This window comes from Pedobacter sp. 05T44 (assembly GCF_056395985.1).
Genome location: NZ_JBFTKO010000004.1, coordinates 275,019 through 290,854, shown reverse-complemented (window position 1 = coordinate 290,854; position 15,836 = coordinate 275,019). Strand labels below are relative to the sequence as shown.

General features: G+C 40.4%; 17 protein-coding genes. 12 read left to right on the top strand and 5 right to left on the bottom strand.

Going from position 1 to position 15,836, the window contains the following annotated elements; all coding sequences use genetic code 11:
• The first annotated feature begins 100 nt into the window (after positions 1-100).
• From AC1DDK_RS09980 to AC1DDK_RS09965, 4 genes are read left to right on the top strand one after another with little or no spacing between them, the layout of a single operon-like run.
• Positions 101-1,945 carry a beta-N-acetylhexosaminidase gene (locus AC1DDK_RS09980; protein ID WP_337715022.1) on the top strand — a complete coding sequence of 615 codons (1,845 nt, stop codon included), beginning with the start codon at positions 101-103 and terminating at the stop codon, positions 1,943-1,945.
• A gap of 13 nt (positions 1,946-1,958) precedes the next feature.
• The gene (locus tag AC1DDK_RS09975; RefSeq protein WP_337715019.1) at positions 1,959-3,899 is read left to right on the top strand and encodes a hypothetical protein; all 1,941 of its coding nucleotides are present in this window, start codon (positions 1,959-1,961) and stop codon (positions 3,897-3,899) included.
• A 3-nt stretch (positions 3,900-3,902) separates the two neighbouring features.
• The gene (locus tag AC1DDK_RS09970; RefSeq protein ID WP_288880260.1) at positions 3,903-5,195 is read left to right on the top strand and encodes a sugar MFS transporter; all 1,293 of its coding nucleotides are present in this window, start codon (positions 3,903-3,905) and stop codon (positions 5,193-5,195) included.
• Positions 5,196-5,215: 20 nt separating this feature from the next.
• Complete coding sequence (locus AC1DDK_RS09965) at positions 5,216-6,061, top strand: N-acetylglucosamine kinase (RefSeq protein WP_337715017.1); 846 nt, start codon at positions 5,216-5,218, stop codon at positions 6,059-6,061.
• A gap of 27 nt (positions 6,062-6,088) precedes the next feature.
• Here the strand turns inward: AC1DDK_RS09965 and AC1DDK_RS09960 are convergent, their stop codons facing one another.
• From AC1DDK_RS09960 to AC1DDK_RS09950, 3 genes are read right to left on the bottom strand one after another with little or no spacing between them, the layout of a single operon-like run.
• Entirely contained in the window at positions 6,089-6,637 is a 549-nt protein-coding gene (locus tag AC1DDK_RS09960) for a DinB family protein (protein WP_172663634.1), read from the bottom strand.
• Positions 6,638-6,695: 58 nt separating this feature from the next.
• Positions 6,696-7,235 carry a Crp/Fnr family transcriptional regulator gene (locus AC1DDK_RS09955; RefSeq protein ID WP_172663633.1) on the bottom strand — a complete coding sequence of 180 codons (540 nt, stop codon included), beginning with the start codon at positions 7,233-7,235 and terminating at the stop codon, positions 6,696-6,698.
• 49 nt (positions 7,236-7,284) lie between these two features.
• Positions 7,285-7,512: a hypothetical protein gene (locus AC1DDK_RS09950; protein ID WP_172663632.1), complete on the bottom strand. Its 228-nt coding sequence runs from the start codon at positions 7,510-7,512 to the stop codon at positions 7,285-7,287.
• Positions 7,513-7,680: 168 nt separating this feature from the next.
• Here AC1DDK_RS09950 and AC1DDK_RS09945 point away from each other — a divergent pair, with 168 nt between their 5' ends.
• The 7 genes from AC1DDK_RS09945 to AC1DDK_RS09915 all read left to right on the top strand — a co-directional run bounded on the left by AC1DDK_RS09945 (position 7,681) and on the right by AC1DDK_RS09915 (position 12,724).
• Positions 7,681-8,592 (top strand): helix-turn-helix domain-containing protein, encoded by a 912-nt coding sequence (locus AC1DDK_RS09945; RefSeq protein ID WP_288880251.1) that lies wholly within the window; start codon positions 7,681-7,683, stop codon positions 8,590-8,592.
• A gap of 85 nt (positions 8,593-8,677) precedes the next feature.
• On the top strand, positions 8,678-9,577 hold the full coding sequence (locus tag AC1DDK_RS09940; protein WP_477633873.1) for an alpha/beta hydrolase: 900 nt from the start codon (positions 8,678-8,680) through the stop codon (positions 9,575-9,577).
• Between the two features lie 135 nt (positions 9,578-9,712).
• Positions 9,713-10,135, top strand: a complete 423-nt coding sequence (locus AC1DDK_RS09935) for a hypothetical protein (protein ID WP_172663630.1) — start codon at positions 9,713-9,715, stop codon at positions 10,133-10,135.
• 128 nt (positions 10,136-10,263) lie between these two features.
• Positions 10,264-11,079 carry an SDR family NAD(P)-dependent oxidoreductase gene (locus AC1DDK_RS09930; protein WP_337715014.1) on the top strand — a complete coding sequence of 272 codons (816 nt, stop codon included), beginning with the start codon at positions 10,264-10,266 and terminating at the stop codon, positions 11,077-11,079.
• Positions 11,080-11,212: 133 nt separating this feature from the next.
• Positions 11,213-11,533 carry a hypothetical protein gene (locus AC1DDK_RS09925; RefSeq protein WP_337715012.1) on the top strand — a complete coding sequence of 107 codons (321 nt, stop codon included), beginning with the start codon at positions 11,213-11,215 and terminating at the stop codon, positions 11,531-11,533.
• Positions 11,526-12,242, top strand: a complete 717-nt coding sequence (locus tag AC1DDK_RS09920; RefSeq protein ID WP_337715010.1) for a hypothetical protein — start codon at positions 11,526-11,528, stop codon at positions 12,240-12,242. Before AC1DDK_RS09925 ends, AC1DDK_RS09920 begins: the two co-directional genes overlap by 8 nt.
• Before the next feature lie 269 nt (positions 12,243-12,511).
• Positions 12,512-12,724, top strand: a complete 213-nt coding sequence (locus tag AC1DDK_RS09915) for a DUF6965 family protein (protein WP_172663626.1) — start codon at positions 12,512-12,514, stop codon at positions 12,722-12,724.
• A gap of 36 nt (positions 12,725-12,760) precedes the next feature.
• On the opposite strand, the gene AC1DDK_RS09910 is transcribed toward AC1DDK_RS09915, so the two are convergent.
• Positions 12,761-13,138, bottom strand: a complete 378-nt coding sequence (locus AC1DDK_RS09910) for a winged helix-turn-helix transcriptional regulator (protein WP_172663625.1) — start codon at positions 13,136-13,138, stop codon at positions 12,761-12,763.
• Between the two features lie 114 nt (positions 13,139-13,252).
• Here AC1DDK_RS09910 and AC1DDK_RS09905 point away from each other — a divergent pair, with 114 nt between their 5' ends.
• Positions 13,253-14,230 carry an NmrA/HSCARG family protein gene (locus tag AC1DDK_RS09905; protein ID WP_288880237.1) on the top strand — a complete coding sequence of 326 codons (978 nt, stop codon included), beginning with the start codon at positions 13,253-13,255 and terminating at the stop codon, positions 14,228-14,230.
• 71 nt (positions 14,231-14,301) lie between these two features.
• Here the strand turns inward: AC1DDK_RS09905 and AC1DDK_RS09900 are convergent, their stop codons facing one another.
• Complete coding sequence (locus tag AC1DDK_RS09900; RefSeq protein WP_337715008.1) at positions 14,302-15,777, bottom strand: family 43 glycosylhydrolase; 1,476 nt, start codon at positions 15,775-15,777, stop codon at positions 14,302-14,304.
• Positions 15,778-15,836: the final 59 nt, after the last annotated feature.

Sequence of the window (15,836 nt, the reverse complement as noted above, 5' to 3'; positions counted from 1 at the left end):
GGCTAAGTCATTGCTTTTACAGTATGGTACTGTAAAAAATGCGATGGAAAAACTGGTTAAAAATCACGACTGATTATTTTAGAACGCTAAATATAAAACTTTGAAATACATTTTTATTTGTTGTTTGTGGGCGCTCCTGGTCATATCTGGTTATGCGCAGTCTGGTGCGCCTAAAGTGCAGTTGATTCCAGCGCCTGCACAGTTGAACCTGAAAAGAGGGAGCTTTATTGTCGGTAGTAATACTGTAATTCATTATTCAGATGCTACCTCAAAGAAGAGCGCCGTTCAGCTTCATGAATACTTGTACGAAAACTATGGCATTAACCTGAGACTTCTTTCCGGAAAGCCTGAAAAATCGAACCAGGTAATTTCTTTTGTATCTGCAAAGGCAAGGGTCAAGGAGTCGTATACACTTAGGGTAGGTGCGGCAGTAATTGAAATTACGGGCGACGATGCAGGTATGTTCTATGGCTTACAGACGCTATTTCAGTTGATCAGCGTAAAGGATCAGAAACCTGAAGTTCCCTGTTTGGAGATTAGCGATAGCCCTCGCTATGCTTACAGAGGAATAATGCAGGATGTAGGCTACCATATCTATCCGGTTTCCTTTATTAAAAGCCAGATTGAGATGCTGGCAAAATACAAGATGAATGTATATCACTGGCATCTTACCGAAGACCACGGCTGGCGAATTGAGATTAAAAAATATCCCAAACTTACCTCTGTAGGTGCTTTCCGTGCCGGTACGCAAATCAGTAATTACACAGATTCGCTTAATGGTAATGACCACCTGCCTTATGGTGGTTTTTATACACAGGACGAGATCAGGGAGGTGGTTGCCTATGCAGCAGAAAGACATGTCACAGTTATCCCAGAAATTGAACTGCCAGGACACTCCCTGGCAGCGCTGGCGGCTTACCCGGAATTGGCTTGTGGTGACAATCCCGGGCCATTTAAAGTCGCTGAGCACTGGGGCATATTTGAAGATGTGTATTGTGCAGGCAAAGAAAATACCTTTAAATTCCTGGAAGACGTGCTCACAGAGGTTATGGCGTTATTCCCTTCTCCTTATATTCATATCGGAGGTGATGAATGCCCTAAAGAACGCTGGAAGGTCTGTAAATTTTGCCAGAAACGGATTAAAGACAATCACCTGAAAAATGAATTTGAGCTGCAGAGTTATTTTGTAAAAAGGATCGAGAAATTTGTGAACTCCAGGGGGAGAAAGATTATTGGCTGGGATGAGATCCTCGAGGGTGGTCTTGCACCAAATGCAACAGTAATGAGCTGGCGTAACATAGAGGAAGGGATCAAAGCTGCAAAACAGGGACATGATGTTGTAATGTCACCCCTTTCACATGTTTATTTCGATTTTATACAGGGCAAACGGGAGCTGGAACCCCTGGCCATCGGTTGGGGCTACAATTCTTTGCCGCGGGTTTATAACTATGATCCTACACCTGCAGTGCTCTCTGATAAAGAGAAAGAACACATCATCGGGGTTGAGGCAGCCATATGGACAGAACACATGGATACACACCGCAAGGTAGAATACATGCTCTATCCTCGCTTAATGGCATTGGCTGAGATTGCCTGGACACCTCTTGAAAAGAAGGATTCGGTTAGCTTTTTTGAGGAAAGGCTACCGAAGCATCTTGCCGTTCTGGATAAAACAGATAAAATATACCGGGTGCCTGGTCCAATAGGTCTTTCGGATACTACTCTGATTGGAGCGGATTTTAACCTGGAACTTAAGGTCCCTGTTGAGGGCGCGAGAATCTATTATAATTTTGAAGGTCAGGATGCCAGGGAAACTGATTTTGTATATGAAAAACCAATACGGATTATACTAAATAAGGGCGAGCGCAGGGCTTTAAAGTCTATTGTGATCACCCCATCTGGGAAACGAAGTGTAAATACGACAACTATTTTCAAAAACCCTTAACCATATTCTTCTAATGTATCTGAAAATCCTAAATAAAATAACCCGTCTGCTCATTTGCAGTTTGTGTTGCATCAGTTTTACTGGCAATGCCCAGGTGCTGTACAAATCGGGCTTTGCCAAAACCAGCATTGAGCCCTCAACGTATCCGTTTTCCCTGACTTTGGCTGGTTACGGTTACCCCAGGGAAGGACGTTTTAGCCTCGACTGGATAAAAAAAACAGCATTGCAGAACTGCACGGCTTTTACTGGAAATAATGAGGCGTTATTTGTAATAAGCAATAACCAGTTGCTGATGACAAAGGCGGCAGAGACCCTGAATTGGAAAGGCATTGGGAAGAGCGATGGCATAACCGCGCTTGCTGCCGGAAAAAAACTACTTTATGCGGTAAATGATAAGGGAGAGATTTTACAGTCCGGTTTTTCCGGTACGTTAAGCTGGAAAAAGTTAGCTGCCCTCCAGGGGGTAGTAAGTATTACGATTTTTAATGACATTCTCTATGTGGCTGATCAAAATGGGGTAATCAGCTTTTCGAATTTAAAAAGCAAAACACTAAACTGGACAAAGCTGAGCAGTTTAAGTAGCCTTGTCAGCATGGTTTCTTATGATGGGGCTTTGTATGGATTAACTGCAAGCGACGATCTGATGAAATTGGATCTTAAACATAGAAATGCAGCCTGGACGAAAATTGCGAGATACAACGGTGTATCTTACGATGTACACCTAAAATCCATAGCAGTAGGAAACCATACTTTGTATGGCCTAACTAAGGATAATTCTGTGTTTGCCGGTAAACACCTAACAACAGGTGATCTTTCAGTTACTGCACTGGCAGTATCATCAGGCAAGCAAACGGTGGTTGTGGTGGGCGCAGATCTCTGTGGCCTTGGTTATGACTTTGTAACTTCAGTTAAACAGGAGGTTTATAGAAAATACCGCATCCCGGCAGCAGCAGTCATGGTAAATTCCTCGCACACACATTTTGGACCCGTAGCACAGCACTGGCCAGCTTGGCCTGAGTTTGTTCAGCAACCAGATAGTTTATACATGAATGGAACATTGAGACCTGCCATTGTGAAAGCGATAGGAGCAGCAATCAAAGCTATGCAACCGGCCGACCTATATTTTGGCAGGGGAAAAACTGCGATAGGTGCAAATAGAGCACTTACCGGAGCACATGTGCCTTATGATAATGATGTAGATGTATTGAGTGTGGTTAATAAAAAGAACCAACAGAGAACGCTGTTATTTTTAACGGGCTGTCATGCGGTTTTCAAGAACGAGGGCGCCGAGATGTTTACCATTAGTCCTAATTTTCCGGGGGTGACCAGAAAGTTACTTACCGATAAGAACAGTATTTCCAATGCCATGTTTATTCAGGGTTGTGGGGGCGACATTAACCCGGTTGATGAAAATCATCAGAGAACAGGAGCATCACTCGCCGCTGATGTACTATCTGTCTTAAATCGCCCACTGCAAAAACTGGATGGTGAGATTAGCTTTTACATGGACTCTATCAATTTTCCTGTAAAAAAATGGACAGAGCAGGAAATGTTGGCTTTCAGGGAAGAGAATGATAAGCATAACGAAAATGTAGAAGAAGAAAAGAATGTTCGATGGGCCGACCGCATGCTTGATCTGAATAAGGCTGGGAAAATACCGGCGTCCATGCCTGTCTATATTCAGACGTTCAATATCGGTAACTGGAAATTGATTGGATTGTCACGTGAGGTAGTTACTGATTACAGCCTGGGTATTAAGAACCTTTGGCCAGGCAAACTGGTAAGTGTAGCTGGTTATTGTAATGACGTGTCTAGCTATTTGCCTACCTCCCGGCATATCAAATCCGGTACTTATGAAGGTTTCGGCTCATTTTTCTGGTATGCTCAACCCGCTATATTTCCGGAATCAGTTTATGAAACTGTAATCGATAAAGTAAAGAATGAAAATCGTTAGGGTATGGATGTCATGACTAAAGAAATTCCTGCCGTCAAGGTAGAAAATAACCTGCTTAACCCATTGATCATCATTGGTGTATTGTTCTTTATTTTTGGTTTTGTGACCTGGCTAAGTGCAGTGCTGATCCCTTACTTGCAGATTGCTTGTGAGCTCAATAATTTCCAATCCTACCTGGTAGCTTTTGCTTTTTACATTTCCTATTTTGTGATGGGTGTTCCATCCGGATGGCTTTTAAAAGCTACCGGATTTAAAAAAGGAATGTCGCTCGGATTGCTGCTTGTCGCAGCAGGCTCCTTGCTTTTCATCCCCGCTGCTTTGAACAGGCAGTACGCTATTTTTTTGCTCGGGCTTTTTGTACAAGGTGCGGGACTTACTGTATTGCAAACGGCTTCAAATCCGTATGTGACCATTCTGGGTCCCAGGGAGAGCGCAGCAAGAAGGATCAGTTTTATGGGGATATGTAATGGTATTGCCGGAGCAATGGCCCCTGTAATCCTGGGTGCAGTAATCCTAAATGATGCAGACGCATTGAAAAGTAAACTGGGTTCCTTAAATGGTGCCCAAAAGCTTGTCGAATTAAATGGGCTGGCGGCTAAGGTAATTCTGCCATATGCAATTATTACATTGGTGCTTATCGCATTGTCGGCGGTGATCTACTTTTCTGCTTTACCCGAAATTGACGAGGAAGAACTGGATGCAGCTGAGAATGATCTGGAAAAAAGTACAAAGACTTCCGTTTTTCAATTTCCGCACCTGATCATTGGGGTTTTAGTGTTGTTTGGGTATACTGGTGTAGAAGTAATCGCAGGGAATAGCATTATTGGCTATGGGGCCTATCAGGGTATTCCACTGACAATGGCTAAATTTTTTACTTCTTTTACACTGATTAGCATGCTTGCCGGATACCTGATAGGGATTATATGCATTCCCAGGTATTTTAGTCAGGAAACAGCACTTAAGAGTTCTGCAGTATTAGGTATTGTATTCACAGTACTGGCTATGTTCAGCACGGGTTTAACCTCAGTCGTTTTTGTGGCCCTGCTAGGGCTGGCAAATTCATTGATGTGGCCGTCCATATGGCCATTAGCCATTTCAGGCCTGGGTAAATTTACCAAAGCGGGGTCTTCACTGTTGGTGATGGCAATTTCCGGCGCGGCAGTACTGCCACTTTTGTATGGGTACTTAGCAGACCATATGAACCCCCAGCAGGCCTATTTGATGGTGATCCCATGCTATCTGGCAGTGGGTTACTATGCAATCGCCGGTCATAAAGTGGGAAAGAAGAATAGCTGATTTATTTAAACAACGGAAGCATGATTTTAATAGCCGACAGTGGCTCAACTAAAACAGACTGGTGCCTGATCAAGAACTCGGGCAAGAGCCTTTACTTTAAAAGCGAAGGGTATAATCCTTATTTCTTTGCCAAATCAGCTATGATTGAATCCATTCGCAGTAGCATTTCTGTGCATATTGATCCAATGGAAGTTGCTACGCTTTATTTCTATGGTGCAGGCTGTGAGGCCGACAAAACCGGGTTGATGAATGAGGTATTGAGTTCAGTTTTTAGTAATTGCAAACAGTTATATGCAGATGTCGATTTGCTTGCAGCTGCAAGGGGGCTGCTCGGACAGAAATCCGGTTTTGCGGCGATACTCGGAACAGGAACAAATACCTGCATTTATGATGGAGTAAATATTGTTAAAAATATTGATTCACTGGGGTTTATACTGGGGGATGAAGGAAGTGGAGGTGCTATTGGAAAAAGGATTCTTAGTGATTACTTAAGGAATAAAATGCCATCGTCTGTTCGTATCCAATTCGAAAAGCTATACCGTTTTTCAGCTGAAGAGATTATCCATCAAGTGTATATCGAACCAATGCCAAATCGGTTTTGTGCCCAATTTGCTAAATTCCTTAATCATCCGGAAGTGGATGCAGATTACAGTTATCGGATAGTAAAAACATCTTTTCAGCAATTCTTCGAAAATCTGGTTAGCTGTTATCCCGGATATACAGCTTATTCATTCAATTGCGTAGGCTCAATTGCCTATCATTTCAAGAATGCACTGCTGGAGGTTTTAACTGAATTCAATATGAAGCCCGGGCTAATTATTCCCTCTTTAATTGAGGAGCTGGTAGCCTATCATCGGGCAAAATAAAATAAATCATCCGGGGGAGATGTTCATCTAATATCTATTGTTATCTGCCTGAGCAACATGTCTTTCAATATGGTGTACTGTAAACCTTAGGGTATCTCCAAGCCTTAATTTGATGAGTTTGGTTAGCGAGATCGGTGTTTTAGTTTTGGTCATGTTCACCTGTTCTGCCTGAGTTAATAATGACTTTAAATGTGCTTGCTGCATTAAAAAACGATCAATAGTTGTCACTGTCAGGCGCCTTCCAAAGGGGTTCATTTCCTTTGTTGTAGACATTTTTTTGATCCCGTCTGGTTTTATCTTTACCAGGTTCACAAAATAATCTCCAATGATACCGCTCTTAAAAATCCCTGAATTGCGTGTCACCTTTTGGGAACGAATCGCGCTTTCAATGACCGGAAGATAGAAGTCGCCATACAGGTTTAAATGTTCAATGCATTCTAAAATACTCCATTTATTTGGTGCAGATTTTTTATTCAACTCATCAATATTCAATTCTCTGAGCTGCTTAACTTTTTCGGTAGAATTTGCGGTTATAATTAAAAGATTCTCTATCAGTTGACTACTTATTATCTTCATCGTTGTTATTAATTTATACAAAAATGAAAAGAAACAATTTATTGGCTGTTGATTGAAATCAAGAATTTCGAATGCGACTCAAAGTTTCAGGAGTCATCCTAAGATAGGATGCTATATATTTTAATGGAACATGCTGAAATAGGTGGGGACTTCTTTGTAAGACCCGTTTTAAACGTTCTGTGGGAGAAACTGTGAGCAGATCAACTTCCCTCTCGATTTGTTCGATAATTACTGTTTCTAATAAAGATTTATAGCCGGCTAAACTATCAAGATCTCCATTTACTAACGCTGATACCTTTTCTTTAGGGAGCACTCGCAAAGTTGTTTTCCTGATGGCTTCAATATAAAATTCTGATGGACTTTCGCTAAAATAGGAGGCTAAAGAATTGATTATGGAGCCCTCAAAACCAAAGCGGATGCTTTGTTCTTCATATTCTGATAAAAGAAAAACCCGAACTGCACCTGATTCAACAAAGTATATGTTCCTTTCTATTTCTCCTTTCTTTAAAATAAATTCTCCTTTGGAAAAGGTCTTTTTAACTTCCGAAATCTTCAGTGAATTAATCAGATTAAAGGTAAAAGATTGTGTTTCATCCATGAATATAGCCGGTTTCTTTTTGGCAAAAATAACAGATTTTATGGCTTGGCTATGGACGTTGGTTGTGCATGGTGCTGCGCATGTATTCCTGAAACATGTTTTCCCGGAATCGTCTGTTGGCTATACGGCGTGATCTGCGGGTATAACTCCAGTAAAACAAAACCCAGATACTCAGAACTAAACCATATACAGGAAAGGGATTGGACATATTGGCTGCAGTGTATAATGCGCTGGCAGAAATCCCTAAGCTTAACAAAAGAAAGAAGACCGTTTTCATGACTGACAATTGTTAAATACTATACTAATTTACGAGGTAAATCGGATTGGTATTCAATAAATTATTCACAAGATTTCCACAATATTATCTTATTAACAATTCCCTTGTTTTTATGGGGCAATTGCTATATTGTGTACGTCTTTACAGATTAAGATAATCATCATACCTATGTATTTAACTTCGCTTCCTGATCACTCCAGCCCAGATTTTAACGAAGAGCTACACTTTAGCAGGTTTAAAGAACACAATGTTATTTTCAATACTACAAGCAGTTTTAGTTTTTGTGATGACCATGTAGGATGTTTGTCTTTCAAGACGATATTGGAAGGTGAAGAGTGGTATGGCATTAATAATCGCCGGCTGGCAATAAGGCCCGGACAATTCCTGATCCTTAACAATGAACAGAATTATTCGTGCAATATTGATACCCATGAAAGGGTTAGAGGGATATCGGTTTTCTTTAAAAAGGAATTTGCATCTTCAGTCTTCAACGACACATTAAAAAAAGATAATGAGTTATTAGACAATCCTTTTCTCATTCACAATGCACAACCTGAGTTTTTCCAGACGCTTAATGCTATTGAACCTGAAGTACAGTTTCAACTTGCAAGGCTGATTTCAGATCTTGAAACCCATGGTTATAATGGAGGTACCGAAGAACATCTTGTTTTTTTTCTTCATTATCTTATAAGCACGCTCAAATCAGAATCAAGACAGGCGGCCGAGGTTTCCGCGGTAAAGCTAAGCTCCAAAATGGAGATATACAAACGTCTGTGTATTGCCAAAGATTTCCTTCATTCCACGTTTATGGAAAAGCATGATTTAGATACACTCAGCAGTAACGCCTGTTTATCTGTTCCTCAGCTCGTAAGGCAATTCAAGTCTGTTTTTAAAACCACTCCGTATCAGTACCTGATCCAGATCAGGCTTGATCGGGCTGTTGAACTCCTTAAAAACAGCAATAAACCTGTACATGAGATCACCTGGCAATGTGGTTTTGAAAATGTCAGTGCTTTTTGTAGGGCCTTTAAATCTGCTTACGGCACCCAGCCTTTAATATTTAGAAAAGCTTACGCTTAAATTGAGCATTCTTGCATACGTTTAGTACAAATGACGGAATAATTTAGATCAATTTTTAAATCTGATCACGCTAACTCCAGTAATATTGAAACGAGCAATAACCTTAATCTTTTGTATTTTATTGATATCCCTTTGCCAAGCCCAGGATCAGGTGATACCACTTTATCCGTATGGTATCCCAAATTCAAAAAAAGTACCTCCAGATTATATAGAGCAGACTGATAGTTCTGGCCTGATTAGCAACGTTAGTGTTCCGACTATGCAGGCCTACTTTCCGGAGAAAGATAAGGCCAATGGCACTGCTGTAATTATTTTTGCAGGTGGCGGCTATTTTGTTCTGGCGCCAAAAAAATGCGTTGAGCTTGCAAATGCATTTAATGCACTTGGAGTTGCGGCCTTTGTTGTGAAATATCGTTTGCCCAGTGACAAAATCATGAAAGATAAAACAATAGGTCCCCTGCAAGACGCGCAAACCGCTATTAAGATCGTACGCAAAAGAGCTGGCGAATGGAACATAAATCCACTCAAAATCGGCATGATGGGATTATCGGCAGGGGGGCATCTGGTTTCTACAGCCGGTACTCAGTTAAATAGGGTAGTGATTGAAAACAATGAAAACATATCGCTTAGGCCAGATTTTATGATCTTGCTCTATCCGGTCATTATTTATGACCCCTATATATTCAGGACCAGGGAAAATTTAATCGGAAAGACACCTTCCCGACAGGCATTAAATTTATACAGTACCAATAGGCACGTAAGTGCCAAAACACCGCCTACATATTTGGTTCATGCTGCTGATGATGACGTTATTCCAGTAAAAAATAGTCTGAGTTTCTATGAAGCAATGCTTAAAGCTGGTGTTCCGGGTGAGTTGCATATCCTGCAATCAGGTGGACATGGATTTGGGATTTCTGATTCGGAAAACAAAAGTAACTGGTTTCCGAGTTGTCTGAATTGGATGCAAAAAAATGGTCTTCTTTAAAAATACAATAACTATTACTGTTTGAAAAGCGCATTTCTGGAATTGAGCATTCTTGCACATGTTTAGTAAAACCGACCGGGTAATTTTGATCAGTTTAAATCGACATTATTTAATAAGGTATTAAAAAATCAATCTATGAAATCAGCAAGTAAAAACTTATCATTAGTATTATCAGTATTAGCGTTAACTGTATTGTTTTCCTGTAAGAAAAAAGAAGGAGGTTCACCTGTAAATTCAGATGAGGAAGCTGCAAAAAGAGTTGTGGGAACATATAAGGGAACACTTGATGCTACCCAGGAATATTTTAACGCAATTATTGTTATTACCAAAGAAAATGGTAACAAAGTAAAGATTACACCAAAACAAGGCGAACCATATTCCAATGTAACGCCAAAAATTATCACCGTAAAAGCAATACAGAATTCTGATGATGCTGAGGCTATTGGAACACCTGAAGGTACACTGGTATATCAACACTCGGTAAAAAACATATCTATTGTTACACTTTCCAGTTCCTCAAGTGATGTTACCTACAATTTCAGGGGAACAAAACAGTAAGATTTAGCCATAAAGGATTGTATCACCGATTTTGTCGCATTCTCCACCTAATATTGTCCGTTTTACACCCCTAATTAGAATGAGCCAAACAATAGCTTTGTATTGAACAATATGTATAAACTGGAATTATGATACTTCAAAATAAAAATGCGATTGTTTATGGGGCAAGTTCCTCCCTGGGAGGAACTGTTGCTCAATCACTGGCCACAGCCGGTGCCAATGTTTTTGTAACCAATAAAAACTTATTGGTTGCGCAGCAGGTTGCTGATGAAATTATTGCGGCCGGTGGTAAAGCCTATGCCGGTATGGTTGACGCAATGCAGGAGGATTCCATCAGAACACATATTGAATTCGTTCATAATATGGCTGGTAGTGTTGATATATCTTTCAATTTAATAGGAATTAAAAATGTTCAGAATATTCCACTAATCGAGATGTCACTCAAAGATTTTATTTCACCTGTTCATGATGCAATGCATACTCAATTTCTGACAATGACAGCGGCTGGTAGAATTATGAAAAATCAAAAATCGGGAGTAATACTTTCTTTAACAGCAACTCCAGGCGGTATTGGATATGCAATGGTTGGTGGTTTTGGTCCGGTGTGCTGCGCAATAGAGAGTCTTTCCAGGGATCTGGCAGCAGAACTTGGCCCATATGGGGTAAGAGTTGTTAATATCAGGTCGGCGGGTTCACCAGATTCACGTCCATTTAAAGAATTTATTGCTACTGGAAGTGATGAGGCTGAATCTTTCTTGCAAAAAATTGTGGATGATACAATGCTCAATCAGTTGCCATTGATGCAGGATATTGCAAATACTGCCGTTTTTTTAGGATCAGATTTGGCAGGGAAAATAACTGGTGTTACTATAGATGTTACTGCAGGAACAACAGCTGCACTTAATTACAAAAACGCAAAACCCGCTTTTCTTAAGGACAATTGAACGACCAACAGATAAACAAGGTAACTTGAATCGTAGGAGCAGGTAATAATTTTCTTAAAATACTTTGCAATACAAAGTGAGTTGGTTAACTTTGTATTGCAAAGTGCTTTTTTATTTGTGAAAACTCAATAGTATGAAGATCTCAAGAACAAAATTTGTTATCATCTTTCTTGTTTCGGCGTTTGCCTTTCAGATTATCTTTAATTTACTGTTGCAGCCTGTAAACGGAGATTGGTTCCCTGGAACTGGGTCGCCAATAGCATGGAAACGCACCGTAGCCACAATCATATATCCTGTCAAAGTTGTTTTAGTAGGGCCCTTGGCCCCTATACTCAACGATCCGGATCCTGCACCACCAGTTCGGGCACTTGCTTGTGCGCTATATTGGACTGTTATAGCTATCGTTCTTCATTTTATCCTAAGTAAAATTATCTTTCGCAAGAAACATGAATAGATTTGAAGAAATATACTATGAAGCAAAGTCTGACAATTGGTTTCAGCGGTTTGCTATTTTTTGCCGTCTCGCTCTGGCAGCCAGTTTTATTCCCGCAGGTTATATTAAAATCATAGGTGAACGATTCGCTGCGGGCCTGCCATCAAATAATCCTTTAGGACATTATTTTGATGCATTACATCTCACAGGGTATTACTACACCTTTATTGGAGTTGCTCAAATAGTAACAGCAATATTATTATTGATCCCGAGAACATCCCTTCTTGGTGCCCTGATGTATTTTTCCCTCATCGTGAACATATGTGTACTCACTTATGCTACCCGCTTTGACGGTACCCGGATCGTTACGATCATGCTATTGGCAAGTTTGTTTTTACTAATTTGGGACTATGACCGTTTAAAATACATTTTGCCATTTAAGCAGCCCAACACAGATCCTTATGTGTTAAAAAAGCCCCTGGGTGTACGTCTTCGGGTCATATTTTTTGGTGGTTCTTTCGCAGCTGTGGCCTTTATTATTGTAGGTACTTTCTATTTATATGAGATCATACCGGGCAACTCTGAAGCTGAATGCAGAAATCAATGCGCTTCCAGCAAAAACCCCGCGGCTTGCGAAATTTTCTGCGACTGCATTTATAAGCAAGGTCAACCACTGGATAGCTGTCTGGCAACTTTTGATAAGACGAAAGATGTCCGCAGATCCCCCTAGAATTGATGTTCCACAGGAGAGTAGTTTTTAAAATTAAAAAAACAAAAGCAATTGGTGCGTATTAATTGTATTAATACTGCTCACCTTACATTTCGCCGAAAAACCAGTATCAGACCTTAGGTATCCTTCGGTCCAGGTAGTGTAATTTCTGTATAACTTTTGGGTTCCTCAAGCATCTTTTGCTTTTCTTAAGGTTGACTGTCAGTTGATTTCCTGTAGGCTTAAAATAAACGTAACGCTTTTTCCAGTCAATGTGATATCTTCGCGCCATGACAGCAGAAGATTACGAAGCGGCATTCCATGGGATTGCGCTTCCGGAAGGGCCAATTGAAATAGGACAGGGGGCAATAGTTACGGATGTTCCTTTATTTGTGGCTAAAGAATTGGCTATATTAAAATTCGGTAATAACGAGCGGGTTAAAGAACCGGTGCGATGGAGGTTAAACAGACTGATTGAATTGATCAATAATAGTCACCAATAGCTGGTGAAAAGAGATTTTTATTGCCGTATTTATATTTTAAATGGTGTTGTTAACAAATTCACCCTTTTCTGAAACGATCTGATTTCCCCAGTTCGTAATTGTTTCTAAAACTGGTATAAATGTTTTTCCAAAATCCGTTAGGCTGTATATAACCTTAATAGGCGGTTTTTTACCATATACTTTCCTTAATATTAAGCCGTCCTTTTCTAATTGTTTCAACTGTAAACTCAATGTCATTTCGGTAATATTCGGTACTTCTTTCCGAAGCTCGTTGTAGCGTTTTTCAGCATCTTTTAAATGATACAGAATTACCGCTTTCCATTTACCACCTATTAAATCCATCGCTAGACTTATTGTGCAGGGATAAACTCTTCCCTTTAGTTTTACGTAATCACCTATACATTCTGTTTTCATCCGGCATTTTGTTTTAACCTATCTGTTTGGATAGTTATTGTAAATGTAGTATGCTAAAAATAATTTTGCAACTATAATTTTTATAGTATAACATTTCACTTAAATAATAAAAGAATGGTATCGAATTTAAAAGTAAATGAAGCAATGAAACAACAGGACAAACCGCTTATCACAATAGTTGGTATTTTGGGCAAGCAGGGGCGCAGCACTGCACGTACATTGTTACAGAGCGGGCGTTATCGTGTACGTGGAATTACTCGACGTATAGATTCACCAGAAGCCCTTGATTTGGTCGAGCAAGGAGCTGAACTTGTGAGTTTACCACTTTGTCTGGGTTATAAAAAAGATTTCGTGGAAGCGTTTCGGGGCTCGAATGGTATTTTCATGATGACGCCAAGTATTGCCCCTCCGCAAACCCACGAGATGGAGTTGGGTAAGGAGTTAGCGGACGCAGCAGTTGAAGCAGGGGTTCAGCATATTATCTTTAGCAGTTTGGAAAATGTAGATAAAATTACAGGAGGGAAAAAGTTTGCTCCACATTTTACAGACAAGGCTATGATTGAAGCATATATCCGCACACTTCCCATCACAAGCTCGTTTATCTACATGGCTTTTTTTTACACTAATTTTATGGAGTTTTATACTCCTGTTTTAGTGGGTGATACACTTGTATTTCCGATTTATTTACCAAAAGATTTTCGCGCACCATTTGTTGATCCCCTTACAGCTACTGGCCCCGCCGTTTTGGAAATTCTTTCGAACCCCAGTCGATATGCCGGTAAGTCCCTGCCAGTAATTGGCGATATTATTTCACCACAGGAAATGGTAGATACTTTTGTTCGGGTCACAGGTAAGAAAGCCAGGTATGGCTCAGCATTCACACGGGAGGATTTCCTTTATCAATTCCCGGAATTTCGGTCAAACGAGCTTTTGGTACGTGAGATTTTGGGAATGGCTGAGTATGCAGTTGAATATGGCTATTTCGGCAAAGATCGCGATTTGCTATGGAGCCGTCAAATAGACCTCGATACCCTTAGTTGGGAAGAGTTTCTACGGACTACGGGTTGGCAAGGCCAAAAGCTCACATATTGATGACGAATCATTATTTGAATTCGATAGTTAGAAAAACAGCTACTGCTTTTCTAACTATAAAAGGTAAGATATTAAGGATTTTCAAACTTCCAAAGCTGAGGATCTGCCCCATTCCATGTCCATGACCTTACATCTGCCCCCGGTGCCGGGTCTCCATTTACAATATCAAGCACATTATTTCCCGCCTTTGCCATAATACGGTACCAGCCTCCTCCCACAGATTCAATGCGCCACTGCTGGCAATCATTAGGGAAAACGTCCCAAACCTGGACATTTGCCCCGCGTTCAATTGCACAAGCATCCAGATCTAATGATTTATGATTAGGCAGTTCCGATATGATCTTATAAAACCCATTGTTCAAATAAGTAAGGTTCCATTTCTGTCCATTACAGGTAGTACGAGTCCAGGTCCTTACATCGGCATTGCCAACAGCACACCCTGCAATATCCAGATATAAGCCAACACCAGAAACTGTATTAACCTTTGATCTGATTGCATACTGCCCGTTAGGTATTGGGTTAGGTATCAGGCAAGGTGCTGAACCCAATGATTGTGTTACACCTGAAACGGTAATGTTTATTGGCATAATATTACCTGCCCCATCAAAAAACATCCTGTCAATAGCCACTTGACGCTCATGTATATTCGTACTCGTGCGTCTGTGGTAAACAAAGAAATACTCATCACTGCAGCCCGGTTTTCTTAATACGGCATTATGTCCTGGTCCTTTTATCGCTCCAAGTGGTGATGTGATACGCCCTTTAGTTGTCCATGGACCCATTGGGTTAGATGAAGTCGCATATTCTACATGATAATCATCACTGCTGAAATCATTAATGGAGTACATCAGATAATAAATACTATTTCTTTTAATGATATACGGTGCTTCAAAATAATTGGACGGCTTATTATGTCCTCTCGTGCCTGTTAGCGATATCATATCATTATTAAGCTGCTGAATGTTTATCGTGGTATTTCCCCAGTACATATAGGCTTGCCCATCGGTGTCTACAAACACCATCGGATCTATTGGGTCAGTTCCATCACCAGTTGCAAGAGCACTCCCTTTATCAACAAATGGACCTGTTGGGCTGCTGCTCACAGCCACACCGATTTTTTTTGCAGCAGTATAATAAAAATAGTAGTTCCCATTTCGTGCAACTACAGATGGTGCCCAACCATCTGTATGCGCCCAGCTAACGTTTACTAAATCTAATACAATGCCCTCGTCGGTCCAGTTTAGTAAATCTGTTGATGAATAAGCATGAAATTGGCTGGCATTTGGTCCGGTAGCAGTTGGGTAAATGTAATATTTTCCATTTGCATAAATGATATCGGGATCTGCCGTCGCGACAGGTAAAATAGGATTACCACTCATTAAATCCACAGATAGTAATTTCTGTGTTGCCTCATTACTTTTGAGCGTGGCTTTGGAAACAGACTCAGGATCTTTTTTTGCACATCCTGAAAAAATTGAAGCAATAATTATTGCATAGGTGAATAAATTGTTTGCTATTCGCAAACGGCCCGTTGAGATGATTTTCATACGATTTTTATAATTGGTTTAATCTAATTTACTGCTTCCATACATTCAATTCTGATCAA